A 23,793-nucleotide genomic window follows, 5' to 3' on the forward strand; every position below is an offset into this window, starting at 1 on the left:
TTCGGCCTTACCGCAGGTGATGAACTTGCTGCAGGTCATAGACACGCACCGGCAGGCCTTCCTGCCGCGCCTTGAGCTGCAGCGCCAGGTACAGCGAGTAGTGGCGCGACTGGTGCAGGTTGCCGCCGTGGAACCACAGCGCCTCTTGCTGCGTGGGCTTCCACATGTTGCGCTGCTCGCCCTCCCACGGTCCCGGGTCCTTGGTGGTGTCCGAGCCCAGGCCCCAGACCTTGCCCACCTTGTCCGCCACCTCCTGGCTGATCAGGTCGGCCACCCAGCCGTTCATGGAGCCATAGCCGGTCGCGTAGACCACCAGGTCCGCCGGCAGCTCGGTGCCATCGGCCAGCACCACCGCGTTTTCCGACAGGTGGCTGATCTGCTTGCCCGCCTGCAGCTTGATGCTGCCGTCGATCACCAGATCGCAGGCCCCCACGTCGATGTAGTAGCCCGAGGCGCGGCGCAGGTACTTCATGAAAAGGCCCGAGTCGTCATCCCCGAAGTCCAGCATGAAGCCGGTCGCCTCCAGCTGGCGGTAGAACTGAGCGTCGCGCTCGCGGATGCGGTTGTACACCGGCACCTGGAAGTCGGCCATGATGCGATAGGGCAGAGAGGCAAAGATCAGGTCCGCCTTCCTGGTCGTCACGCCGCTGGCCACGGCGCGCTCCGAGTACAGGTCGCCCAGGCCGATGTCCATCAGCGAATCGGAGCGCACGATATGCGTGGACGAGCGCTGCACCATGGTCACATCGGCGCCGTGCTCCCACAGGGCCGCGCAGATGTCGTGGGCGGAATTGTTGGCGCCGATCACCACCACCTTCTTGCCCGCGTAGGCGTCCGGGCCATGGTGCTGGGACGAGTGCTGCTGCTCGCCCTTGAAGATGTCCTGGCCCTTGATCTTGGGCACATTCGCCTTGCCCGACATGCCGGTGGCGAACACCACATGCCTGGGGCGCAGCACCTGCGTCTCGCCATTGCGCTCCACGGTCACTTCCCATTCCTGCCGGACCTCATCGAAGCGGGCGTTCAGGCAGTTGGTGGACGGCCAGTAGTTGACCTCCATCACCTTGGTGTACATCTCCAGCCAGTCGCCGATCTTGTCCTTGGGCGCGAACACGGGCCAGTTGTCCGGGAAAGGCATGTACGGCAGGTGGTCGTACCAGACCGGGTCGTGCAGGCACAGCGATTTATAGCGGTTGCGCCACTGGTCGCCAGGGCGCGCCTGGCGGTCGATGACGATGTGCGATACCCCCAGCTGGCGCAGCCGCGCGCCCAGCGCAATGCCGCCCTGGCCGCCGCCGATGACGAGCACGAAAGGCTGCCTGTCGCGGCCCAGTTCCTGGGCCTCCTGCTGGCGGCGCTCCAGCCAGGTCTGGCGGCCACGCCGGATGCCGTGCTCGGCCCCCATCGGGCGGCGCGTGCCCATGGGTTCCTCATGGCCCTTGAGCTCCTGGGCGGCCGTCAGCAGCGTCCAGATGCGCCCGTCCCTGATGCGGACATGGCCGCCGCCGCGCGCATGGAGCGTGTCGATCACGATCCAGGCGGACACCACGCCATCGGCCTCCTCCACCGACTCGCGCTCGTCCAGCGAAAAGCGCACGGGCGCCGCGGCGTCCAGCTGCGCAGCCAGCATGTCGGCGATCTGGCTGCGCCCTTCCATGGTCTTGATGTTCCAGGTCAGCAGCACCAGGTCGCGCCAGTAGCATTCGTCGGCGAACAGGCGGCTGGCGGCCGCGAAGTCGCGGTCTCCCAGGGCATGGTTGAGTTGGTCAAGCATCGCCTTGGCGCGGACGTTGGGCGTCGTATCGGTCATGGTTGTCTCCTTGATGCGGTCATGCCCGCTGGTTTTTCTTCGGGCAGGCGCTCTTACGCAATCACCATGCCAGGCAGGCCCGGCGGCAGGATGCGCCAGGCAAATCAAGGGGTTGCCTGCGCGCCTCCGGTACAAACCCTGCGCCTTGCAACCCACTGCCCGGCATTGCCGCCCGCCACAGGTGGGGCAGCCCTGCGACACCTGTCGCACCAGGCGTGCTGCAGCGCAGCAGGGGCAGTGGGTAAGTCTTGATTGGCGCTGCGCCGCACAGGGCACAGAATCGTCTGCGGCACGTTCAAAGCCCGCATCGACTCCACGCCATGCCCCTGCAGTCCTACGCCTCGCACATCCAGGAAATCGAAGCCTTCGGCCTGGGCTACTCCCACCGCGGGCAGGAACGCGACCGCGCCGTGCTGCGCAGCTGGCGCCGCTGCATCGACTCCCACCGGCTCGACCCGGCGCATACCAGCGAAGCCCACATCGTCACCGAAGGCCAACTGCGCGCGCACCGCGAGGAGTCCGAGCCGCTGATCCACATCGCCCGCCATGCGCTGGAGCGGCTGTACCAGCAGCTCAAGGGACTGGACTACGTGCTGCTGCTGGCGGACCGGCATGGCGTGGCCGTGGACTTTCTGGGGCATGAGGCCGACAAGGGCGACCTGCGCCGCGCGGGCCTGTATCTGGGCGCGCAATGGCGCGAGGACCACTCGGGCACCTCGGCCGTGGGTGCCTGCCTTGAGACGGGCGAGGCGCTGACGGTGCACCAGAGCGACCATTTCGACTTCACCCACACCGGCCTGTCCTGCACGGCCGCGCCCATCTACGACATGCGCGGCGAACTCGCGGCGGTGCTGGACCTGTCGCTGCTGCGCTCACCTGCCGAGCGGGCCAGCCAGAACCTGGCGCTCAACCTCGTCATGGCCGCGGCGCGGCGCGTGGAGCAGGCCAACCTGATGGCGCAGTCCGGCCAGGACTGGGTGGTGCGCCTGGCCCAGTCGCCCGATTTCCTCGACGTCGATCCCGACGCCTCCATCAGCGTCGATGCACGTGGCCGCATCCGCGCCATGACCCACGCGGGCGCGCGGCTGTTGGCAGCGGCCGCGCAACTGGACTGGCGCCAGCGCAAGAGCCTCATCGGCCAGCCGCTGGAGCGTTTCTTCGACGTGGACCTGCGCCACCTGTCCGAGCTGCGCCGCAATCGCCCGGCGCAGGAGCGCATCATCCGCGCCCGCGACGGCAGCATCCTCTTCGCCCATGCCATGGAGCCGCAGCGCCGGACACGCCGCCTGCAAGCGCAGGCAAGGCCGGCGCAGCCCCCGCTGCCCCCGCTGCCTGCTGCGCTGCAGGCGCTGGACACGGGTGATGCCGCACTGCAGACGCTGCTGCGCAAGGCCGCGCGGCTCGCACCGCAAGAGCTGCCCGTGCTGGTGCAGGGAGAGACCGGCGCGGGCAAGGAATACCTGGCCCGCGCGCTGCATGCATCCAGCGGCCGCAGCGGCGCCTTCATTGCCATCAACTGCGCAGCCATTCCCGAGGCACTGTTGGAGAGCGAGCTGTTCGGCTACCTGCCCGGCACCTGGACCGGCGGCGCCAGCAAGGGCCGCGAAGGGCTGATTGCTGCGGCACACGAGGGCACGCTGTTCCTTGACGAGATCGGCGACATGCCCCTGGCCCTGCAGGCCAAGCTGCTGCGGGTGCTGTCCGAATCCGAAATCACTCCCTTGGGGGCGCGCGTGCCACGGGCGGTGGCGGTGCGCTTCATCTCGGCCTCGCACCAGCCGCTGGCCGAGCTGGTGCGGCGTGGCAGCTTCCGGGAAGACCTGCTGTACCGCCTCAACGCGGCCGAGCTTCGCCTGCCTGCGCTGCGCCAGCGCAGCGACCTGCAGACCATTGCCGACCAGATGCTGGCCACCCTGGGCAGCCACCTGCACCTGGGCGACGCAGCCCGCGCCGTGCTGGCCGCGCACGCCTGGCCCGGCAACCTGCGCGAGCTGCACAACGCGCTGCGCTACGCCGCAGCCCTGTGCGGCCACGATGGCGACGGCACCATCGAGCCCGACCACCTGCCTGACCACCTGCACGATGCGCTGCACCGCGCACCAGCGCGCACCGCCTTGGCTGGCAATGCCGGCGAGCCCGCCGCACAGGCGCTGGAACAGCTGCTTGCGCAATGCCAGGGCAATGTCTCCGAGGCGGCGCGCCAGCTCGGCGTCAGCCGCTCCACCATCCACCGGCGCATCCAGCAGCTGCAGCTGGGTGTGCGGCATGCCCATTGGCGCGGGACATAGCACGGCCTTCGCCCCAGGACCCATGCGATGTCCATGGCGGCTGGCCGCGGCGATCGGCCCGTCGGTCTCAGCGCCAGGTCAGTCGCAGTGCAAGTCCAGTCGCAGTGCAATTTCAGTCGCAGCGGGCGGTCATGCCGCCGTCCACGACAAGCTCGGTTCCCGTCACGAAGCGGGCCTCGTCGCTGGCCAGGTACAGGGCGGCACTGGCGGTATCGCGGCCATCGCCCATGAAGCCCAGCGGGATGCGCCTGACCCGCGAGGCCAGCAGCGTCTCCACATCGCCGCCTGTGCGCTGCCTGGCCAGCCGCGCTTCCACCATGGGGGTGTGCAGCTGGCCCGGCACCACCGTGTTCACGCGAATGCCGTCAGGCGCATGCTGCACGGCCACCACGCGGGACAGGTGGATCACGCCGGCCTTGCTGGCCGCATAGGCGACCTGCGCGCTGCCGGTCCAGCGCAGGCCCGAGGTGGACGCCACGTTGACGATGGCGCCGCTGCCGCGTTCGACCATGTGCGGGAGCACATGCTTGCAGGTCAGAAAGACGCTCTTGAGGTTGATGTCGATCTGGCTGTCCCAGTCCTGCTCGCTCAGCTGAATGGGGCCGCCGGCTGCGGAGCCGCCCACGTTGTTGATCAGGATGTCCGGGACGCCCCAGGCCTGCAGGCAGGCCTGGACCATGGCCTTGACGCTGGACGAGTCGGTGACATCGCAGATGCAGGTCGTGATGGACGCTGCCGCCTCGCCGGCCAGGGACAGCGTTTCGTCAAGCCGCGCCTGGTCACGGTCCACCGCCAGCACCTTCGCGCCTTCCTCCGCCAGGCGCACGGCCATGGCCCTGCCGTTGCCCCAACCTGCTGCCACGCATCCGGCCCCCGTAACGATGGCTATCTTGGACTTGAACCTGCTCATTGGCTTTCCTCATGTGACACGGTGGAGCCGCTGTGGCAAGCGGCGATGCAGGCCAGTTTGCGATCGATGCCGGCAAAGTTAAACTGGATGGCGCCTATACCAGCTATGTTGAATACCTATGGATCTGCGCCAACTGGAGTACTTCGTCGCCGTGGTGGAGCACGGCAGCATCAGCCGCGCGGCCGTGGCGCTGAATTTGGCGCAGCCGAGCGTGAGCCGCCAGATCGCACTGCTGGAAGAGGAGCTGGGGCAGCGGCTGCTGGACAGGACAGGGCGCGGCGTGGCAGCAACCGCGGCCGGGGAGACACTGCTGTCGCATGCACGCACGATGCTCAACTCGGCCAGCCAGGCGCTGTCCGATCTCAAGGAAATGCATGCCGAGCCCGTCGGCAGCGTGGTCGTGGGCCTGCCCCACCGGGTGGCGGCAAGCCTGGCCGTGCCGCTGATACGGGAGTTCCGGCGCCGGCTGCCGCATGCACTGCTTTCGGTGGTGGAGGGGCTGAGCCTGTCCTTGCGTGAGGGAATGATTGCGGGCCGCATCGACCTGGGTCTGATGTTCGACCCCGCTCCGACGCCCCTGCTGTCCTACGAACCCCTGATGCGCGAGTCCATGCTGCTGGTGGCTCCCAAGGGCTACCGGTTGCCTTCGCGCATCGGCCTTTCGGCCCTGGCGGACTTTCCGCTGGTGCTGCCGGGCACCCATAACCCGATACGCAGCCTCGTGGACGCCGTCCTGCTGCCGCGCAAGATCCGGCTGAACGTGGTGGCCGAGGTGGGGGCCGTGCACACGGCGCTGTCCGTGGTGGAGGAGGGACTGGCTTGCTCCATTCTTCCGGACAGTGCGTTGAATCTGGCCGGTGCCCGCACTGGCATACAGTCTGCGCCCATCGGCCCGCCGGCCATACGCAACCAGCTCGTGCTGGCCATGCCCAGGGCGCGTCCCGCGAACCGGCTGATCGCGGAAACCGCCAAGTTGCTGCGCGAGCTTGACTTTCGCAAGGGCGCCCGCGCCGTGTAGGGCATGCCTCACGGATCGGAAGCGGCAGGTCAGTCGATGCGGATGCCCGCTTCCCTGACGGCCTTGCCGATCTTGTTCAGGTCGTCAGCGATCAATTTCCGGAACTGCGCAGGACTGGACTTCGCGGGGACAAAGGACAGTTCGGCGAACCTGGATTTCAGCGACGGCGCCTCCACGGCCTTTGAAATTTCGGTGTTCAACCTGTGGGTGATGTCTGCGGGCAGGCCGGCCGGGCCCCAGATTCCGTACCAGGACAGGAGCTCGAACCCGGCAATGGTGCCCTCCGCCAGCGTCGGCACATCGGGCAGCGACGGGACGCGGGTCTTGCTGGTGACGGCAAGGGGCCGCAGACGGCCGGCCTGCACGAAGGGCATGACACCCGGCATGGGCGAGATGGCCGCGGAGACATGGCCGCCGATCACGTCCGTCAATTGGGGAACGGCACCCTTGTAGGCGACGATGTCCATCTGCAGGCCAAGGGCCCGGTTCAGCATCTCTTCGCTCAGGTGGCTGGTGGTACCCAGGCCGGAAGTCGCCCAGGTGTACTTGCCTGGATGGGCCCTGGCCAGTTGCACGAACTCTGCCACGGTCCTGACGGGCAACTCGTTGGTGACCGCCACGATCAGCGGCACGTATCCGATTTGCCCCACGGGCGTGAAGTCACGCTCGGCGTCATAGGTTTTCTTGGAACTGACCAGCGGCAGGTAGGCGTGGCTGGAGGCATTGAAGATGAGCGTGTATCCGTCAGGCTTGGCCTTCTTGACCTGCAGGGTTCCCAACAGGCCGGAAGCCCCCGGAACGTTCTCGATCACGATGGCCTGGCCCAGCTGCCTTTGCAGTTGGTCGGCCACCAGGCGGCCCACGGTGTCGATCGAGCCACCCGGCGTGTACGGAATCACCATGCGGATCGGCTTGCCCGGATAGTCTTGCGCGCCCACCAGGGTGCAGGTGGCCCAGGCCGCACAGGTCATGGCGAACTTCCAGGCTTTCCTGATGGCGGCTGCGGGCGTGTGGATGGTCATCTTTGTCTCCTGAGCACTGTTTCTGTCCGGCGCATCCCCGAAGGGGCCGGGTGTCTTGCGGGCAAGGGCTGGCCTAGGCGGCGTACACGCGGCGCGTGAATGCCGCAATGGCGTCTGCCATGGCAAGGGGCTGCTCGGGCGCCAGGGCGTGGCCCGCGTCGGCAATCACCTGTTCCGTCACCCGCTCGCCCAGGCAGGACTTCATCACATGGGGGATCACGACCGCGTCATGCTCGGCCCGAAGGTCCAGTATGGGAACGGTCGTTCCTGCGCTGAAGTAGTCATCGACGGGCGTGACGCGCCGTGCATGGCCTTGCGCTTCATGGGCCTGGGCGTTCCACCCGTCCAGCCAGGCGCTGGGGTCATGTCCCGGGGCAAAGAAGGCGCGGCGCAGGCAGTCCAGGCGCTGCTCCCTGGACAGCCGTGCATCGCCCGCGCCGTCGATTGCGTCCCGCAGGCGGCCGTACGGCTTTTCGTCCGATCCCGGCGGCAGCTTGCCTGCCGAGGCGGCGGCCATGACGACGCCGCGCACCAGGTCCGGCCTGTCGGTCGCCAACATGCGCGCCGGCTGGCTGCCCCAGGCATGACCCACGACCACGACAGGGCCGGTGGCTTCGTGGTCGATGACGGCGGCGACGTCGGCTGCGAAGTCGTGCAGCGTCAGCCCCTGCATGGGGCCACGGCTTTGGCCTATGCCCCGAGGCTCGGGGCGCAGTACCCGCAGCCCTTGCGCCTGCAGATGGCGGGCAACGACGTCGTAGTCCCGGCCGGAACGGGCCAGCGATGGCAGCATGCAGACGACCGGCCCTGCGCCCTGGTCCGCATACTCGATTTGTATCTCGTCCTTCGCAGCCTGCGGGCGGTAGCGCACGAGCCGGCGAGTGACGCCGGTTGTCTCCAGATGGGTGTTTGTCATGCCGCCAGTCTGGGTTTCGGGCGCCATTGCGATAAGGCAATGCAGCCTATATCAGCTATGTTTTTTCCCTATGCAAAGCGGGCCGCCCGCAGGTGCGCGGAACGGCGGGCAAACCTCACCGTTTCTCCAGCAGGCTCTGAATCTGGCGGCCCAGCTGCAGCAACGCCGGGTGCAGCTCCTGCACGATGGCTGGCACAGGCTCCGTCGTGGACACGCTGCAGTTCAGGACATAGATGGCATCGGGTGTCACCAGCGGCGTGGCCAGTGCAACCACTTCCGGCTGCCACGATGCAGCGCAGAAGCCTTGGCTTTTCACGGACCTGATGGCCGCCTGGATCTGTTTTTCCAGGTCGCGCCATTGGGCGCCTCTCTTGAGCCTGAAGCTGTCGAACAGTGCCTTGCGCCTGGCAGGCGGCGCCACGGCAAGGTAGGCACGGCCCAGCGACGTCAGCTCCATGGGCACGCGCTGACCCGACACCACATGCCTGAGCACAATCCGGCGGTTGTAGCGGATCGATTCCAGATAGACCATCTCGTCCCTGTCGGGACAGGCCAGGCCCACGTTGATCCTGCGTGTCTCGGCGAGGGTGCGCATCAGGGGGGCCGCCATCGACAGCACCGTCGATCCGGTACGCATGGCGTGCGCCAGGCTCAGGACAGCGGGAGCCAGGCGAAAGGCGCGGCTTTGGTGATCGGCCTGCAGCATGCCGCAGCCCACCAGGGTCTGCGTCAGCCGGCTCACGGTGGCCTTGGACAGTCCGGTGCGTTCCACCAGGTCGCCGTTGCCCAGCAGTTCCGACCCGGGCCTGAACGCACGGAGTATTTCGATGCCTCTTTCCAGGGAGCGGTTGCTCGGGGACTGACCGGGCTTGTCATGGAGTATGGGGGATCGCCTGTGGGTCATGTTGCTGCCGCCTGCGGGAGGACCGGTTCATCCTCGGTTGAAAGCCTGGTTCTTGCTGCACAGGCGCGGGCGCCTGATGGCGTGGAGTATTCCACCGAAAGGATGGCAGATGAAAACGCAAGTCCTGGCGCGCTCGCTGTGCGGTTTCACTGGTTGGAACATGGGGGATCACAACTGCGGCGCGTTTCCCTAAGCTTTCACCAATCCGTCGCCAGCGTCATCGCAACGCTTGCGCATGGAACGGACCTCTGCCCATAGAACCAGGAGACACACCATGCTTCGTTTCGCCGCCCGCCGTTGCGCCAGGGCCATTGCGCTCATTGCCGTGCTCGCGACTGCCTGCAACGCAGTCTTTGCAGCCTTCCCCGAAAAGCCCGTGCGCCTCGTCGTGCCCTTCGCGCCCGGTGGCGGAACCGACCTGATCGCACGCACGCTGGGGGCCGAGATGGCCAAGGACCTGGGCCAGCCCGTCATCGTGGACAACAAGCCCGGTGCCGGCACGATCATCGGCACCGACAACGTTGCCAAGAGTGCGCCGGACGGCTACTCCGTGATCGTGGCTTCCTTCGCGCACGCCGTCAATCCGGCGCTGCAGGCCAAGCTGCCGTACGGGAGCAACAAGGCCTTTGCTCCGGTGATCCTGATCGGCCGCGGCCCCAACGTGCTGGTGGTGCCCGCCGCCAGCCCGTACAAGACGGTGGCGGACGTGATGGCCGCCGCCAAGGCCAGTCCCGACAAGCTGACCTATGCCTCGCAGGGCGCCGGGACGTCGGCGCATCTGGCCGGGGAGCTGTTCGCTAACCTGGCCAAGGTCAGGATCACCCATGTGCCCTACCGTGGCGCAGGCCCGGCACTCACCGATCTCATGGGCGGGCAGGTGGACATGATGTTTGCCACCGCGGCGGCGGTATCCACCTTCATCGACAACGGCAAGCTGCGCGTGCTGGGTGTGACCACTGCCGAGCCGTCTGCGGCCTTCAAGGATGCGCCGCCCATCGCCGTCACCGTCCCGGGCTACCGCGTCGAGAGCTGGTACGGCCTGTACGTGCCGGCCGCCACGCCCGCTGCCGTGATCGAGCGCCTGAACACTGCGGCCCGCAAGGCGGCCCGTTCGCCGGACTTCGTTCGCAAGCTGGAACACGAAGGCCTGGTGGTCAATGCCGGGCCGGCGGCGGAACTGGACACCTATGTGCAGGCCGAGGAAAAGCGCTGGGCCCAGATCGTCAGGCAAAACAACATCCATCCCGATTGATCGCATTGCCCGCGATCGCCTTGAGAGCACGCCATGAACTACGAACTGATCCAACTGAATGTCGCCGATGCGGTGGCGACCGTGACCCTGAACCGCCCCGACAAGCGCAACGCCATGAGTGACGACATGCGCACCGAGTTCATCGATGCCCTGGAGCGCGTGGCGGCAGACAAGGCCATCAAGGCCCTGGTGCTGACAGGCGCGGGCAAGGGCTTTTGCGCCGGCGGGGACATTGCCGGAATGCAAAGGCGCATGAATGCGCCTGCGGGCGAGGTGGGCTTCAACGGCTGGCAGCGCCAGCAGCGCGTGCACCACGTCCAGGCCCTGTTGCACACCATGCCCAAGCCCGTGATCGCCGCCGTCAACGGCGCAGCGTCGGGCCTGGGCGCGGACACGGCGCTGGCCTGTGATTTCGTCATTGCCAGCGAGTGGGCCAGCTTCGCGTGGAGCTATGTGCTGCGCGGCATCATCCCCGACGGCGGCGGCATGTACTTCCTGCCGCGCCGCGTGGGCCTGGCCAAGGCCAAGGAGCTGATCTTCACGGGCCGCCAGGTCAAGCTGCCGGAAGCCCTGGCGCTGGGCATCGTGGACCGCCAGGCCAGCGCCGAGACCTTGGTGGCAGAGGCCCAGGCCTGGGCGCGCGAGCTGTCCTCGGCTTCTTCCACCGCGCTGGCGTTGACCAAGACCATCCTGAACCAGAGCTTCGAGCTGTCTTCGCACGATGTCTTCGCCCAGGGCAGCCAGGCCCAGGGCATCTGCTACACCAGCAGTGAACACCGCGCATCGGTGGAGGCCTTCCTGGCCAAGACGGCCGCCAAGGAGTGATGCCATGAGCCAAGCCATTGCCAAGCTGCTGTCGCCGCGCAGTGTCGCCGTCATAGGCGCCTCTGCCGACCTGAAGAAAACCACGGGCCGCCCGGTGGCCTACCTGCAAAAGCACGGGTTTGCCGGCCGCATTCTTCCCGTCAATCCGCGCGTGGAGCGCATCGGCGATTTGCCTTGCTATCCCGATGTGGCCTCGTTGCCTGAAGTGCCCGATGTGGCCGTGGTGCTGCTGGGCGCCGAGCGTGCGCACCAGGCCGTCAGGGAGCTGTCGGCGCTGGGCTGCGCGGCAGCCATCGTGCTGGCCAGCGGCTATACGGAAACGGGCGAGGACGGGGCGCACCGCCAGCGGCAACTGATCGAGGCGGCGGGCAGCATGCGCCTGCTGGGACCCAACACCATCGGGCTGGTCAACCTGACCGACCGGATCGTGCTGTCGCCTTCTGGGGCGCTGGAGATGGATGAGTTCCCCGCGGGCGGCATTGGCGTCGTCTCGCAAAGCGGCGGCATCCTGGGCTCGCTGCTGTCGCGCGCGGCCGCGCGTGGCATCGGGCTGTCCAAGCTCATTTCCACCAGCAATGAAGTGGATCTGGAACTGGCCGACTTCATCGATCACCTGGCCGATGACCCGGCCACCAAGGTGATCGCGCTGTATGTGGAAACGGTGCGCCATCCCGCCAGGTTCCGTGCCGCCTGCCTGAAGGCCGCGCGTGCCGGCAAGCCCGTGGTGGCCTTCAAGATCGGCCGCTCCGAGGCCGGCGCCAAGGCCGCCGTATCGCACACGGGCGCCATGGCCGGAGCCGATCGCATGTACGACGCGCTGTTCCGCCAGGTCGGCGTGATCCGTGCGCACAGCTTTGCCGACCTGCTGGACGTGCCCGCTGCGCTGGCCACGGGCCGCAGGCTGCGCGGCAGGCGCATCGCCATCCTGACTTCCACCGGCGGTGCGGGCACCCTGGTGTCGGACGATCTGGGCGTGGCCGGATTCGACACGCCTGCGCCGGACGAGGCGACGGCCGATGCACTGCGCGCGCTGCAGACCGGCAGCGAGGCCGTGCTGGACCGCAACCCCATCGACGTGACCCTGGCGGGCCTGCGTCCCGACCTGCTGCGCGGCGCCATCAATGCCTTGCTGGCAAGCCCCAGCTACGACGCGCTGGTCATCATCGTCGGCTCCTCCAGCCTGGCCATGCCCGAGCTGCTGGCCGGTGCCATCCAGGACTGCCTGCCCCACTCCGACAAGCCGGTGCTGGCCTACGTCAGCCCGCATGCGCCGGAAATCGGCGCGCTGCTCACGCAACGCGGCGTGCCGGCCTTCGCTGCGGCGGAAAGCTGCACGGCCGCGCTGGCGGGCATGCTGCGCGTCAACGGCGTCCAGGGTGCGCCTTCCGAGCTGGTCGTCGGCAAGCACACCCTGCAGGAACTGGACCTGCCCGTCGGCTGCCTCGATGAAGCGCAGGCCAAGTCCGTTTTCCGCCGCTTCGGCGTGCCGTGCGCGGCCGAGCGCGTGGTGCATACCGCCGAAGAGGCCGAAGCCGCCGCGCGCGAACTGGGCGGCCGGGTGGTGCTCAAGATCCTTTCGTCCCGGATCACGCACAAGAGCGATGTGGGCGGTGTCGCCGTCGGCCTGACGGCGCAGACCATCGGTGCGCGGCTGGCAGCGATGGTGGCCGACGTGCAGGCCAGGGCGGGCGTGCGTCCGGACCGGTTCCTGGTACAGCAGATGGTGACCGGTGGCACCGAGCTGATCCTGGGCCTGCACAAGGATGCGCTGGGCACCGCCGTGATGCTGGGCATGGGGGGCGTTGCGGCCGAATTGTTCCAGGACACCACGCTGCGCCTGCTGCCCGACGATGGGACACAACTGGGTGTGCTGAGCCGCTCAGAAGCGCTGGACATGGCCAGGGAGCTCAAGACCTGGCCGCTGCTGGACGGCTTTCGCGGCCGCCCCAAGGCGGATGTCGATGCCCTGGCCGATGCCATCGTCGCGTTCTCTGCGATGGCCGCCCAACTGGGCGACCGCGTGATCGAGGCGGAGATCAACCCGGTGTTCGTGCTGCCGCAGGGCCAGGGCGTGTGCGCTGCGGATGGTGTGCTGGTTCTGGCCTGAGGGGCCGGCCACTGCACATTTGTGCCAAAAAAGTGAGACTGCCCCGGCCAGTGTTCATCCAGGAGACCACGCATGCATGCGACCGAAGTGTTCGGACAATTTGCCTCTCGATACCAACGCACCGAGCTTCCCGACACCGTCATCCACCACGCCAAGCGGGCCGTGATCGACTGGTATGCCTCCCTGTTCCCGGGCCTGGGCTGCGCCCCTCTTGCACAGTTGGAACAGGTGCTTGCCGAGGATCTGGACCGTGGGTCCTGCCGGCTTGGAAACGGCCGCATGGCCACGGCGCGGGCGGCGGCACTTTTCAACGGCTCGGCGGCCCATGCCGCCGAGGTGGACGACAGCTTCCGCGATGCCATGTACCACCCCGGGGCCGCAACCATTGCAGCGGCGTTGGCGGCAAGCCAGCAGGCAGGGGCCAGTGGCCTGGACTTCCTGCGTGCCGTGGTGCTGGGCTATGAGGTCTCCACCCGCATCGGCGTGACCCTGGGCCGGGCCCACTACCGCTTCTGGCACAACACCGGCACCGTGGGCGTCTTCGGGGCTGCGGCGGCCGCAGGGTATGCGCTGCGGCTGGATGCAGGGCCATTCGCCCATGCACTGGCCACGGCGGCCACCTTCTCTGCGGGTCTGCAGCAGGCATTTCGCATGGATTCGATGTCCAAGCCCCTGCATGCCGGGCGCGCAGCGGAGGCCGGCCTGCTGGCTGCGCAACTCGCGCACAGGGGGGTGACGGGATCGCTGGATGTGCTGGAGGGGGAGTCGGGCCTGGGCCGCGCTGTCAGCGACGGACCCGACTGGTCAGGCATCGGGGACACGCTGGGCAGGGACTTCCACATCACCCGGCTCACCTTCAAGAACCATGTCGGCTGCGGCCATACCTTTGCGGCCATCGACGCCGCGCTGGCTCTGCGCAGCCAGCATGCCCTGCGGGCGGACGACATCTGCAGCGTGGCCGTGGCCACCTATGGCCCGGCCCTGGATATCGCCTGCTACACCGATCCCGTGACCGAAAACGAAGCGCGCTTCAGTCTCCGGTTCGTGGTGGCGACGGCCTTGGTCCATGGCAGCGTGCGAATGTCCGCTTACACCCCCGAGCGCCTGGCCGATCCCGCCGTGCGCGCGATGCTCGAGCGCGTCCAGGTCTCGGTGGACCCGCAAATCGATAGGGCCTTCCCGGGAAAGAGATCGGCGCGCCTGGAAATCGTTGCCAGGGATGGACGCCGCCATGTCTGGGTGCAGCCCGATCGCAAGGGCGATCCCGAACTGCCGTTGTCGGATGGCGAGCTGGAGGACAAGTTCATGGAGCTTGCCGCTCCCGTCGCCGGCGCGGGACGTGCCCGGCAGCTGCTGTCAAACATCTGGGGGCTTGAGCGGGCGAGCTGCCTGCGGGGTCTTGCGGTCTGACAAGGCGCAAGCCCGGGGGCGGCTCACGATGCAGACTGCCGGCGCTGGATACTGCGGATGTCGAAGGCGCCGCCGGTCTGGGCCTGGTCGCTGGTGGTGACGGCCTGCTTGCCGAGCAGGGGGAAGACCAGCTCGGCAAAGCGGATGGACTCCTCCAGGTGCGGGTAGCCCGAGAGCACGAAGCTGTCCGCGCCCAGCGCGGCGTACTCGCGCAGGCGCTCGGCCACGGTGGCCGCGTCGCCGACCAGGGCCGTGCCCGCGCCGCCGCGCACCAGGCCCACGCCGGCCCAGAGGTTGGGCGCCACCTCCAGCCGGTCGCGCCGCCCGCCGTGCAGCGCGGCCATGCGCGACTGGCCCACGGAGTCCATGCGCGCATAGCCGGCCTGGGCGCGGGCGATGTCCTCGTCGGTGAGCTTGCTGATCAGGCGCTCGGCATCGGCCCAGGCCTCTTCGTTGGTCTCGCGCACGATGACGTGCAGCCGCACGCCCAGGCGGACTTGGCGGCCCTGCTGCGCGGCGCGGCGGCGGATGTCGGCGAACTTTTCGGCCACGGCGGCGGGGGGCTCGCCCCAGGTGAGGTAGGCGTCCACCTGGCGCGCGGCCAGGTCATGGGCGGCGTCCGAGGAGCCGCCGAAGTACAGCGGCGGATGCGGCTTTTGCACCGGGGGAAAGAAGTTGCGGCCCTGCTTGACCTTGAAGTATTTGCCGTCGAAGTCCACGGCCTCGCCGGCGAGCAGACGGCGCCAGATGGTCAGGAATTCATCGGCGTAGGCATAGCGTTCGTCGTGGGCCAGGAAGATGCCGTCGGCCTCCAGCTCGGTGGCATCGCCCCCTGGCACCACGTTGAGCAGCAGGCGCCCGCCCAGGGCCTGGTCCAGCGTGGCGGCCTGGCGAGCGCTGGAGACGGGCGCGCCCAGCGAGGTGCGCAGGGCCACCAGCAGCTTGATGCGCTGCGTGACGGGCACCAGGCTGGAGGCGACCACCCAGGGGTCCAGGCAGGAGCTGCCGGTGGGGATCAGCAGGCCGTCGTAGCCCAGCTCCTCGGCCGTGACGGCGATCTGGCGCATGTAGGCGTTGGTGGGTGCGCGGCCGAAGTCGGAGGTGCCGAGGTAGCGCGTGTCGCCCGAGGTGGGCAGGAACCAGAAGATGTCTGGCGATGCGTGGGGGTCTTGGCTCATGGGATCTCCGGGGACGATGGAAAAGACGGTGGCGCGGCCTCGCCCGGCACCTGGCCCAGGCGCTGCAGCCGCGCGCGCACCACGCTGCGGCTGATGCCCAGCTGGCGCGCGGTCTGCACCTGGTTGCCGCGGTTGCGTTGCCAGGCCTTGAGCAGCAGGGCGCCCAGCACGTGCTGCTCCAGGCCTTCGGCATGCACGTCGCACAGGCTGTCCAGCGCTTCACCCAGGGCCAGTTCGGCGGCGGCGGCCTGGGCGCCGTGTTCGGCTTCGCGTGGGGGGACGGGATCGGGCTCGCCCTGGCTGCTGGCGATGTGCAGGTCGCCCGCGCCGATGTGCATGCCCTGGGTCAGCAGCAGGCTGCGGTGGATGACGTTCTCCAGCTCGCGGCTGTTGCCGGGCCAGTCGTGCTCCAGCAGCTTGCGCTGCGCGTCCTGGCTCAGTGCCATGGGCGCGTAGCGCATGCGCTGGCAGTAGCTTGCGATGAAGTGGCGCGCCAGCGGCAGGATGTCGGCCGGGCGCTGGCGCAGCGGCAGCACGGTGAGGGTGACGACATCGAGCAGGTAGTACAGGTCTTCGCGAAAGCGCCGCGCCGCCACCTTGGTGCGCAGCGGCGCGCTGCTGGCCGCGAGCACGCGCACATCGGCCGGCGTGCGCTGGCTGGCGCCGATGCGGGTGACCGCCTTGTCCTGCAGCACACGCACCAGCTTGCTCTGGATGTGCAGGGGCAGGTCGTCGATCTCGTCCAGCAGCAGGGTGCCGCCGTGGGCGTCCTCGAAGCGGCCGGGCAGGTTGCCGAAGGCACCTGTCAGCGCACCGCTTTCGTGGCCGAAGAGCTCGGCGTTGATCAGGGCCTCGGACAGCGCGCCGCAGTTGACGGCGACAAAGGGGCCGTGGCGGCGCGGGCTCAGGCGGTGGATGTGGCGGGCCACCATTTCCTTGTCGGCGCCGCTGTCGCCCAGGATGAGGACTCCGGCCTCGCTGGCGGCCACCTGTCCCATGGTCTTGAGCAGGGCCTGCGAGGCCGGGTCTTGCAGTATCCACGGCGCGGGCGCGGCGCCGTCATCGTGCGCGGCAGAGGCTGCGGGCGCGGGCGCAGGTACGGGCGCAGGTGTTGCCGAGGACTTGCCGGGCGGCCAGGTGGGCAGACGGGTGTTCATGGCGCGGCGTCACGAATAGAAGCTGGGCTGCGGATGGGTTCCGTTGAGCACCCAGTCGCCCAGCTCCTGCAGCTTGTAGTGCAGCGGGTCGTGCAGCGTCTGCGTGCGCAGGTTGCGCCAGAAGCGGTCAAAGCGCAGCGCCGCGTGCGTGGCGCGCGCGCCCGTGGCCTCGAAGATGCGGCTGGACAGGTCCAGCCCCGAGCGCGTGGTGGCAATCTTGGCGGCCGTCACGGCCACGGCGACTTCGCCGCGCTCGTGGGCGGTCAGCGCCGGGCCCCGGCGCCAGGCGGCGTCAAAGCGCTGCGCGGCCTGCAGGGTCAGCAGGCGCGCGCCTTCCAGCGCGGCCCATAGCTCGCCATACAGCGCCTGGATGTGGGGGTCTGCGCCGGCCGCATCGGCAGGGGACTTGAACCAGGGCCGCGCCTCGTTCAGCGTGTAGCCGCGCGCCTGCTCCAGCGCACCCTGGGCAATGCCCAGGAACAGATGGGCCAGGATGAGCTGGGCCAGCAGCGGGCGCAGCGCGGCATGCGGCGTGGACAGCGGGCCGGGGTCCAGCAGCAGCTCGGCCGCCTCCACGCGCACGCGCTCGAACAGGGCCGAGCCGCTGTCGGTCTGGCGCTGCCCCATGTTGTCCCAGTCGCGCAGCAAGGTGATGCCCGTGCGCTCGGTGGGCACCACGCCGATCAGCAGCTGGCCGCTGTCGGCATCGATGGCCGAGGCCACCAGCATCTGCGAGTCCAGCGCGCCCGAGGTGAAGCTCTTCTTGCCCGAAAACTCCCAGTGGCCGGGCTGGCGCGTGGCCGTGGTGCGGCGGTCCAGAGGGTTCAGCGTATTGCCCCAGAACCAGCGGTGGCGTGCCGTCTGCAGCAGCCAGGGCCGCCACTGGGCGGGCTGGCCGAACAGTTGCACGGTGGCCAGGTGCAGGTGCTGGAAGCCGTAGACATGGGCCAGCGAGCCGTCTGCCGTGGCCAGGATGCGCACCGTCTCCAGCGTCTGCACCCAGTCCGCGCCCAGGCCGCCCAGCTCGCGCGGAATGCTCAGTGCCAGCAGGCCGCTGGCGCGCAGCGCATCGCGCTCGGCCTTGGGCGTGCCGCCTGCGGCATCGCGCAGGGCCGCCGTGGCGGCGAGGCGCTGCGCCAGATCCTGCGCAGTGGCTATCGGGTCCGCAGGGACGGCCTCTGCCTGGCTCACGCGGGCTGCCCGGCCAGGGCCAGGTCGGCGGCTTCGGGAACAGGCGGCTGTGCCTCGGCCTGGATTTGGGCCTGCACCAGCTGCTGCAGCGCACCGCGCAGCACCGGGGCCGACAGCTGCACGGTCAGCTCGATGCGCTGGCGCAGCGATTCGCTGTGGACCTGGCCGTCCTGGATGTCCTCGGGCGTGGAGTACACGCCAATGGGCAGGGTGAGGGCCGAGAAAAAGCCGAACAGCGGGCGCAGCTGGTGGTCCAGGATGAGGGCGTGGCGCGGGCTGCCGCCGGTGGCGGCCAGCAGCACGGGCGTGCCCTGCAGCGCGTCCAGGTCGATGAGGTCGAACAGGTGCTTGAGCAGGCCCGGCAGGCTGGCGCGGAAGACCGGGGCGCCGACGATCAGGAAGTCGGCCTGCTCGATGGCTTCGATGGCCTGCAGCGTGGCCGGCGGCAGGTCGTTCTTGGACAGGGCCGCGCCCAGGTGGGGCTGCAGGTCCAGCAGGTCGATGACCTGTGCCTGCAGCGGCAGCTCCTGGCCCAGGCGGGCATGCAGGGCGTCCAGCAGGACACGGGTGCGGGAGGGGCGGCTCAGGCTGCCATTGACGATGACAGTCTTCAGCGATCGGCTCATGGAAACTCCTTGGCGTGGGTTCCAGGAGGCAGCGCGGCATGCTGTTTGCGAAGACTGCCAGCCCGGATGAGGTGGGATGGATGCCTTCATTACAGGGCCGAACGCCGGTATGGCGAAAGAAACTTAACGCATTTGCTTATCGGTTTGGGTGCCTTGGCAAGTGCTTGTTTCTGAAAGGAATTTTGTGGCGCATGGCATGTGCTAATGCGTTCTGGCGATATGGGCACGGCCGCTGCGCCCGTCCCTGCGCAGCGCGGCCGCGCAAGGGCCTTCAGCCCGCCACGCCCGTCACGCCCACGTGCCAGTAGTAGATGGGGTCGGCGCCGTTGAGCAGGATGTCGCCCGCCGAGCGGGCCTTGTACAGCACGGGGTTGTGTGAGGCCAGGGTGCGCGCATTGCGCCAGTGGCGGTCCAGTGCCAGGTCTTCGGACAGGGCGCTGGAGCCGCCCACCTCGAACAGCCGCGCGGCCGCCTGCAGCACGGGATCGACCACGGCCACCTGGGCCTGGGCCGTGCGCAGCTCCAGGGCATGCAGCTGCTGCAGCGGCACCTCGCGCCCGGCCTCGCGCTCACGCGCGATGCGGCCCAGCTCGGCGGCCACGTCGGCCACGGCCAGGCCTGCGATGTAGGCCGTGCCGGCCAGTTGGCCGACGATGTGCTGCACCAGCGGATCGTCCTTGGGCAGGGTGGCGCTGCCGTGGCTGAACACGCGGCGGCGCGCCTGCACATAGGCGATGGCATCGCGCTGCAAGGCCCGGGCAATGCCGGCCAGGGTGGCCAGGTGGGCCAGCTGGAAATAGGCCACCAGGGGCGTGGGCTGGGCGCGCGGGAAGCGGATCACGGCGTCGTCGGGCACGCGCACCTGGCTGAGCACGGTGGTGCCCGAGCCGGTCAGGCGCTGGCCAAAGCCGCGCCAGTCATCGAAGCGCTGCACGCCGGCCTCCGAGGTGGGCACGACGGCGTGCACGGTCTGGTCTTCCTTGCCCGGCTCCACCGCGCGCGCCACCACGGTCACCCAGTCGGCATACAGGGTGCCCGTGCTGTAGAACTTGCGCCCGTCCAGCCGCCACCAGCCGGGCTGCGCATCGGGCACCAGGGTGGTCTGCAGCGTGCCCAGGTCGCCCGTGCCCACCTCGGTGGTGGCATTGCCGAACACGGCGCCGCGCGCGGCCAGCGGCAGCCAGCGGGCCTGGGTGGCGGCATCGCGGTCGATGAGCACGCGGTCCAGAAAGCCGAAGTGCGGGCGCAGGATCTGGGCGACGTTGGAGTCGGCCTCGGCCAGTTCGGTCCACAGCGCGAACAGCTGCTCCACGCTGGCGCCGGCCCCGCCAAGGCGACGCGGCACGCGCAGCGCGGTGAAGCCGCTGTCACGCAGCCAGGCGATGGGTTCATGGGCCAGGCTGCGCGTGCGTTCGCGCTCGGCCGCACCCTGGGCGATGCGGTCGAACACGGGGCGAAAGCGCGCCTGCAGGGATGGCAGCGAGGGCGCGTCGGGATCGGCCGGGCCGTCTGTGGTTGGGCCGGGCGCCGCGTAGGCCGCAGGCTCGGTGGCGCAGGGGAGGGTGGTGGTCATGGCTTTGCAAATTCAAAGGCCCGCCAACCCGGCCTGCCTGCAAGGTAGGGCCGGGCCACGGGCCGGTGGGGAGGGTGGCTAAGGACTTCAACGCCGCCAGCGCGCGGCGGCGTGGCTGGCGGGCAGGCGGTCGCCCTGGCCGAACAGGCGCTGGCGCAGTGTGGCGTCGTCGCCGTAGCTGGTGCGGTAGCGGCCCCGGTTCTGCAGCTCGGGCACGACCAGGCGGGCGAAGTCTTCCCAGGTCTCGGGCGCGACGATGCGCGTCAGGTTGAAACCGTCGATCTCGCCCACGTCGATCCAGCGCTCCAGCTCGTCGGCCACCTGGGCCGGATCGCCCACGATGGTGGCGTAGCGGCTGCCCAGTGTGAACTGCTCCAGCAGCTTGCGCCGCGTGGTCCAGCCCTGCTTCTGCGCGGCCTGGGCCGCCGACTGGATGGCATTGGTGTTGCCGAAGGAGATGGGGTCGTCCAGCCCGTACTGCGCAAAGTCCACGCCGGTGCTGGCGGCAAAGTGGGCCAGCCCGCTTTCCGCGCTGGCGTGGGCCAGGTAGTCGGCGTATTTCTCGCGGGCCTCGGCCTCGGTGCGGCCGGGCACCACGGCCACGCCGGCGTAGATCTTGATGTCCTCGGGACGCCGGCCCGCGTCCACGGCGGCCTGGCGCAGCTGGCGCGAGGCCTCGCGCGCGGCCTCGGGCGTGCGTGCGCCGATGAAGATGCCCTCGGCATGCCGGCCCGCAAAGCGCAGCCCGCGCGGCGAGGTGCCGGCCTGGAACAGCACGGGCGTGCGCTGGGGCGAGGGCGCGCTCATGTGGATGGCGTTGGCGCGGTAGAACGGCCCCTCGTGCACCACCGGGTGCACCTTGCCGGGCAGGGCGTGGATGCGCCGCGCCTTGTCGGCGATCACGGCGCCCTCTTCCCAGCTGCCTTCCCAGAGCTTGTAGGAAAGCTCCAGGAAGTCGTCGGCGCGGTCGTAGCGGCTGTCGTGCTCGGCCAGGCCGTCCTGGCCCAGGCCGCGCGCGCCGCTGTCCACATAGCCGGTGACGATGTTCCAGCCGATGCGGCCATTGGTCAGCTGGTCCAGCGTGGTCACGTCGCGCGCGAAGGTATAGGGCTGGTGCGCGCCCACGGTGGCCGTGAGGCCGAAGCCGATGTGCCGCGTCACCGCCGCCATGGCCGAGACCAGCAGCCAGGGGTTGTTGACGGGCAGCTGTATGCCTTCGCGCAGGGTCAGGTCCACGCCGCCCTGGTAGACGTCGTAGTAGCCGACCACGTCGGCGATGAAGATGCCGTCGAACAGGCCTTCCTCCAGCACCCTGGCGATGTGGGTCCAGTAGGCCAGCGTGCCGTACTCGGTGGAGCGGTCGCGCGGATGGGTCCACAGGCCGTGGTGTATGTGGCCCACGCAGTTCATGTTGAAGGCGTTGACGTGGATGTGGCGCTTGGCTTGCGTCATGGGGCGGGTCCTGCAGTCCGTTGCGTCAGTTCTTCAACCAGGCCAGGCGGTAGAGCTTCTGGTCGTTCAGGTAGAAGGCGTGGATGGTCTTGCGCACCACGTCGGAGTTTTTGTAGATGTCCAGGAAGCGGGCAATGCGCGGGTCGGCCGCGCGGTCGCTGCGGGCCACGAACTGGATGGCCCAGGAGTCGTCCTCGTAGCTGGTGTAGGCCAGGCCCTTGCTGGCATCGAAGGCCTTGGAGGCGATGATGAAATACGGAAAACCCTGGGCCAGGTCCACGTCGGGCGTGGTGCGCGCCAGCTGCGGGCCCTCGATCTCCACGAACTGCAGCTTCCTGGGGTTGGAGACGATGTCCGCCTGGGTGCCCAGCAGCCCGGTGTCGGGGCGCAGCGTGATCAGGCCCGCGTGCTGCAGCAGGCGCAGGCCGCGGCCCACGTTGACGGGGTCGCTGGCAATGGCCACCTTGGCGCCCGTGGGCAGGTCGGCCAGGGATTTGTGGCGCGTGGAGTACAGGCCCAGGTAGGACAGGATGCCCGCCTGCACGCTGGTGAACTTGAAGCCCTTGCTGCGCGCTGCATTGGCCAGGTAGTTGCTGTTCTGGTAGTAGTTGAGGTCGATATCGCCCGCGTCCAGCGCCACGTTGGGCGTGGCCCAGTCGGTGAATTCCACCACCTGCACGTCCAGGCCCTGCTTCTTGGCTTCCTTGGCGGCGGCTTCCACCGAGTCCGCGAAGATGCCCGGCACCACGCCGATCTTCAGGGGAGCGGCCAGGGCGCTGCCCGCGAGCAGGGCAGCGCCCAGGAAGGCGGCCAGCCGGGGCCAGAGAGTGGGGGAGGTCGTTGTCATCATTGCATTCCTGTGTCGTTGATAAAGGTCAGAGCGCGCCATGGCGCGGCGGGCGTATGCCGTTGAGCACGTAGTTGCCCACGGCGTGGTATTTCCAGCGCACGGGGTCGTGCAGGGTGTGGGTGCGCGCGTTGCGCCAGAAGCGGTCCAGGCCCTGTCCCGCCAGGGTGGAGGCCGTGCCTGCCAGCTCGAACAGCTTGCTGCCGGCCAGCAGGCTGGCGCTGGTGCTCAGCGCCTTGGCCTGGGCCACGGCCACCGAGGCAGCGGCCACGCTGTCGTCCGTGGGCGCACGCTGGGCGGCGTCCACGGCCAGGGCCGCGCGGGCCACCAGGGCATCGGTGGCGCGCAGGCGCACGTGGACATTGCCCAGTTGCTGCAGCAGCAGCGGGTCCTGCGTGGCGCTGGCCACGCCCGCGTCCACCCAGGGCCGCGCATGCTCGCGGATGAAGGGCAGGGCGGCCTGCAGCGCGCCGTGGCCAATGCCCGCGTCCAGGGCGGCATGGATGATCTGGGCAAAGGGGCCGATGGTGGTGGGCCGCTCGAAGGAACTGGTGAAGGGCACCACCCATTCGGGCTCCACGCGCACGCGGTCGAACTGCACCGAGCCGCTGCCCGTCACGCGCTGGCCGAAGCCATCCCAGTCGTCGGTGACGGTGACGCCGGCCGCATCGCGCGGGATGAAGACCAGATACATGCGTTCGCCGTGCCCCGGCGCCTCTTCCTGGGCGCTGACCAGGGTGGGAATCCAGTGCGCGAACAGGGCGCCCGTGCAATAGAACTTGCGCCCCTGCACGAACCAGCCGCCGCTCTCGCGCAGCAGCCGGGTGCGGCGCTGGAAGTCGCGGTGGCCGATCTCGGCCAGCGCATTGCCCAGGCGTTCGCCGCGCAGCACACGGTCATAGAAGAAGGCCTTTTGCGCGGGCGATCCGCCCACGCGCAGCACTTCCAGCGAGTAGTAGTGGTTCTGCGGAATGTGGCCGAAGTTGCCATCGGCCGCCGCGATCAGGGCAATGGCCCGCGTCAGCGTGGCAGTGGACACGCCCGCGCCGCCGTACTCCCGGGGAATGGTGATGCCCCACAGGCCGCTCTGGCTGAACTGCTCCACCTCCTGCCAGGGCAGCAGGCGGTCGCGGTCGCGCGCCAGCGCGCCGGGGGCGATGAGGGCGGCAAAACTGCGGGCCGCCTCCAGCGCCTCGGCCTCGCTGCCGATGATGTGGGCGGGCCGGGCCGGAGGCGCTGCGGGAGCGGGCTGGCTGCCCGGCGTGGAGGCCAGGGCCTGCAACTCTTGGGTCGATGTCTGTGTCATG

19 protein-coding genes are annotated in these 23,793 nt (G+C 69.0%); 6 read left to right on the plus strand and 13 right to left on the minus strand.

Features of this window, described 5'->3' with window-relative positions; genetic code table 11:
• Positions 1 to 7: 7 nt before the first annotated feature.
• Positions 8 to 1,810, minus strand: a complete 1,803-nt coding sequence (locus ACN20X_RS08135; protein ID WP_473210446.1) for an NAD(P)/FAD-dependent oxidoreductase — start codon at positions 1,808 to 1,810, stop codon at positions 8 to 10.
• Positions 1,811 to 2,130: 320 nt separating this feature from the next.
• Here ACN20X_RS08135 and ACN20X_RS08140 point away from each other — a divergent pair, with 320 nt between their 5' ends.
• Positions 2,131 to 4,098, plus strand: a complete 1,968-nt coding sequence (locus ACN20X_RS08140; protein ID WP_473210447.1) for a sigma-54-dependent Fis family transcriptional regulator — start codon at positions 2,131 to 2,133, stop codon at positions 4,096 to 4,098.
• A gap of 112 nt (positions 4,099 to 4,210) precedes the next feature.
• Here the strand turns inward: ACN20X_RS08140 and ACN20X_RS08145 are convergent, their stop codons facing one another.
• Positions 4,211 to 5,008 carry an SDR family NAD(P)-dependent oxidoreductase gene (locus ACN20X_RS08145; protein WP_016453773.1) on the minus strand — a complete coding sequence of 266 codons (798 nt, stop codon included), beginning with the start codon at positions 5,006 to 5,008 and terminating at the stop codon, positions 4,211 to 4,213.
• 118 nt (positions 5,009 to 5,126) lie between these two features.
• Here ACN20X_RS08145 and ACN20X_RS08150 point away from each other — a divergent pair, with 118 nt between their 5' ends.
• A complete protein-coding gene (locus tag ACN20X_RS08150; RefSeq protein ID WP_016450162.1) occupies positions 5,127 to 6,026 on the plus strand; it encodes a LysR family transcriptional regulator in 900 nt (299 codons plus the stop codon).
• A 29-nt stretch (positions 6,027 to 6,055) separates the two neighbouring features.
• Here the strand turns inward: ACN20X_RS08150 and ACN20X_RS08155 are convergent, their stop codons facing one another.
• From ACN20X_RS08155 to ACN20X_RS08165, 3 genes are all read right to left on the minus strand, one after another.
• Positions 6,056 to 7,048 (minus strand): Bug family tripartite tricarboxylate transporter substrate binding protein, encoded by a 993-nt coding sequence (locus ACN20X_RS08155; RefSeq protein WP_034367978.1) that lies wholly within the window; start codon positions 7,046 to 7,048, stop codon positions 6,056 to 6,058.
• A gap of 73 nt (positions 7,049 to 7,121) precedes the next feature.
• Positions 7,122 to 7,964: an alpha/beta fold hydrolase gene (locus ACN20X_RS08160; protein WP_235434561.1), complete on the minus strand. Its 843-nt coding sequence runs from the start codon at positions 7,962 to 7,964 to the stop codon at positions 7,122 to 7,124.
• Between the two features lie 115 nt (positions 7,965 to 8,079).
• Positions 8,080 to 8,868, minus strand: a complete 789-nt coding sequence (locus tag ACN20X_RS08165; RefSeq protein ID WP_016453776.1) for an IclR family transcriptional regulator — start codon at positions 8,866 to 8,868, stop codon at positions 8,080 to 8,082.
• Positions 8,869 to 9,142: 274 nt separating this feature from the next.
• On the opposite strand from ACN20X_RS08165, the gene ACN20X_RS08170 reads away from it, so the two are divergent.
• The 4 genes from ACN20X_RS08170 to ACN20X_RS08185 all read left to right on the plus strand — a co-directional run bounded on the left by ACN20X_RS08170 (position 9,143) and on the right by ACN20X_RS08185 (position 14,462).
• A complete protein-coding gene (locus tag ACN20X_RS08170) occupies positions 9,143 to 10,120 on the plus strand; it encodes a tripartite tricarboxylate transporter substrate binding protein (protein ID WP_473210448.1) in 978 nt (325 codons plus the stop codon).
• A gap of 33 nt (positions 10,121 to 10,153) precedes the next feature.
• Entirely contained in the window at positions 10,154 to 10,945 is a 792-nt protein-coding gene (locus ACN20X_RS08175) for an enoyl-CoA hydratase/isomerase family protein (protein WP_016450167.1), read from the plus strand.
• Positions 10,946 to 10,949: 4 nt separating this feature from the next.
• The gene (locus ACN20X_RS08180) at positions 10,950 to 13,052 is read left to right on the plus strand and encodes an acetate--CoA ligase family protein (RefSeq protein ID WP_473210449.1); all 2,103 of its coding nucleotides are present in this window, start codon (positions 10,950 to 10,952) and stop codon (positions 13,050 to 13,052) included.
• 72 nt (positions 13,053 to 13,124) lie between these two features.
• Positions 13,125 to 14,462: an MmgE/PrpD family protein gene (locus ACN20X_RS08185; RefSeq protein ID WP_473210450.1), complete on the plus strand. Its 1,338-nt coding sequence runs from the start codon at positions 13,125 to 13,127 to the stop codon at positions 14,460 to 14,462.
• 23 nt (positions 14,463 to 14,485) lie between these two features.
• Here the strand turns inward: ACN20X_RS08185 and ssuD are convergent, their stop codons facing one another.
• The 8 genes from ssuD to ACN20X_RS08225 form a co-directional block, all read right to left on the minus strand.
• Positions 14,486 to 15,640 carry an FMNH2-dependent alkanesulfonate monooxygenase gene (gene ssuD / locus ACN20X_RS08190; RefSeq protein ID WP_016450170.1) on the minus strand — a complete coding sequence of 385 codons (1,155 nt, stop codon included), beginning with the start codon at positions 15,638 to 15,640 and terminating at the stop codon, positions 14,486 to 14,488.
• Complete coding sequence (locus ACN20X_RS08195; RefSeq protein WP_473210451.1) at positions 15,637 to 16,797, minus strand: sigma-54 interaction domain-containing protein; 1,161 nt, start codon at positions 16,795 to 16,797, stop codon at positions 15,637 to 15,639. The genes ssuD and ACN20X_RS08195 overlap by 4 nt, the downstream gene beginning before the upstream one ends.
• A 9-nt stretch (positions 16,798 to 16,806) precedes the next feature.
• Positions 16,807 to 17,988, minus strand: a complete 1,182-nt coding sequence (locus ACN20X_RS08200; RefSeq protein WP_473210452.1) for an acyl-CoA dehydrogenase family protein — start codon at positions 17,986 to 17,988, stop codon at positions 16,807 to 16,809.
• Positions 17,985 to 18,614 (minus strand): FMN reductase, encoded by a 630-nt coding sequence (gene msuE, locus ACN20X_RS08205; protein WP_016453782.1) that lies wholly within the window; start codon positions 18,612 to 18,614, stop codon positions 17,985 to 17,987. Before msuE ends, ACN20X_RS08200 begins: the two co-directional genes overlap by 4 nt.
• A gap of 271 nt (positions 18,615 to 18,885) precedes the next feature.
• Entirely contained in the window at positions 18,886 to 20,187 is a 1,302-nt protein-coding gene (locus tag ACN20X_RS08210) for an acyl-CoA dehydrogenase family protein (RefSeq protein WP_473210453.1), read from the minus strand.
• An 87-nt stretch (positions 20,188 to 20,274) separates the two neighbouring features.
• Positions 20,275 to 21,639: an LLM class flavin-dependent oxidoreductase gene (locus tag ACN20X_RS08215; protein WP_277849462.1), complete on the minus strand. Its 1,365-nt coding sequence runs from the start codon at positions 21,637 to 21,639 to the stop codon at positions 20,275 to 20,277.
• A gap of 25 nt (positions 21,640 to 21,664) precedes the next feature.
• Positions 21,665 to 22,489 (minus strand): MetQ/NlpA family ABC transporter substrate-binding protein, encoded by an 825-nt coding sequence (locus ACN20X_RS08220; protein ID WP_012203704.1) that lies wholly within the window; start codon positions 22,487 to 22,489, stop codon positions 21,665 to 21,667.
• A gap of 25 nt (positions 22,490 to 22,514) precedes the next feature.
• Complete coding sequence (locus ACN20X_RS08225) at positions 22,515 to 23,792, minus strand: SfnB family sulfur acquisition oxidoreductase (RefSeq protein WP_473210454.1); 1,278 nt, start codon at positions 23,790 to 23,792, stop codon at positions 22,515 to 22,517.
• Between the last annotated feature and the right edge of the window lies 1 nt (position 23,793).

This window comes from Delftia sp. PX-1, assembly GCF_055797465.1.

Bases quoted from the DNA above. Each gene is read 5' to 3' on its own strand.
- ACN20X_RS08215 (WP_277849462.1), bottom strand. From the start codon at position 21,639: ATGACGCAAGCCAAGCGCCACATCCACGTCAACGCCTTCAACATGAAC.
- ACN20X_RS08220 (WP_012203704.1), bottom strand. From the start codon at position 22,489: ATGATGACAACGACCTCCCCCACTCTCTGGCCCCGGCTGGCCGCCTTC.
- ACN20X_RS08210 (WP_473210453.1), bottom strand. From the start codon at position 20,187: ATGACCACCACCCTCCCCTGCGCCACCGAGCCTGCGGCCTACGCGGCG.
- msuE (WP_016453782.1), bottom strand. From the start codon at position 18,614: ATGAGCCGATCGCTGAAGACTGTCATCGTCAATGGCAGCCTGAGCCGC.
- ACN20X_RS08170 (WP_473210448.1), top strand. From the start codon at position 9,143: ATGCTTCGTTTCGCCGCCCGCCGTTGCGCCAGGGCCATTGCGCTCATT.
- ACN20X_RS08150 (WP_016450162.1), top strand. From the start codon at position 5,127: ATGGATCTGCGCCAACTGGAGTACTTCGTCGCCGTGGTGGAGCACGGC.
- ssuD (WP_016450170.1), bottom strand. From the start codon at position 15,640: ATGAGCCAAGACCCCCACGCATCGCCAGACATCTTCTGGTTCCTGCCC.
- ACN20X_RS08195 (WP_473210451.1), bottom strand. From the start codon at position 16,797: ATGAACACCCGTCTGCCCACCTGGCCGCCCGGCAAGTCCTCGGCAACA.
- ACN20X_RS08225 (WP_473210454.1), bottom strand. From the start codon at position 23,792: ATGACACAGACATCGACCCAAGAGTTGCAGGCCCTGGCCTCCACGCCG.
- ACN20X_RS08185 (WP_473210450.1), top strand. From the start codon at position 13,125: ATGCATGCGACCGAAGTGTTCGGACAATTTGCCTCTCGATACCAACGC.
- ACN20X_RS08180 (WP_473210449.1), top strand. From the start codon at position 10,950: ATGAGCCAAGCCATTGCCAAGCTGCTGTCGCCGCGCAGTGTCGCCGTC.
- ACN20X_RS08165 (WP_016453776.1), bottom strand. From the start codon at position 8,868: ATGACCCACAGGCGATCCCCCATACTCCATGACAAGCCCGGTCAGTCC.
- ACN20X_RS08175 (WP_016450167.1), top strand. From the start codon at position 10,154: ATGAACTACGAACTGATCCAACTGAATGTCGCCGATGCGGTGGCGACC.
- ACN20X_RS08145 (WP_016453773.1), bottom strand. From the start codon at position 5,008: ATGAGCAGGTTCAAGTCCAAGATAGCCATCGTTACGGGGGCCGGATGC.
- ACN20X_RS08160 (WP_235434561.1), bottom strand. From the start codon at position 7,964: ATGACAAACACCCATCTGGAGACAACCGGCGTCACTCGCCGGCTCGTG.
- ACN20X_RS08155 (WP_034367978.1), bottom strand. From the start codon at position 7,048: ATGACCATCCACACGCCCGCAGCCGCCATCAGGAAAGCCTGGAAGTTC.
- ACN20X_RS08140 (WP_473210447.1), top strand. From the start codon at position 2,131: ATGCCCCTGCAGTCCTACGCCTCGCACATCCAGGAAATCGAAGCCTTC.
- ACN20X_RS08135 (WP_473210446.1), bottom strand. From the start codon at position 1,810: ATGACCGATACGACGCCCAACGTCCGCGCCAAGGCGATGCTTGACCAA.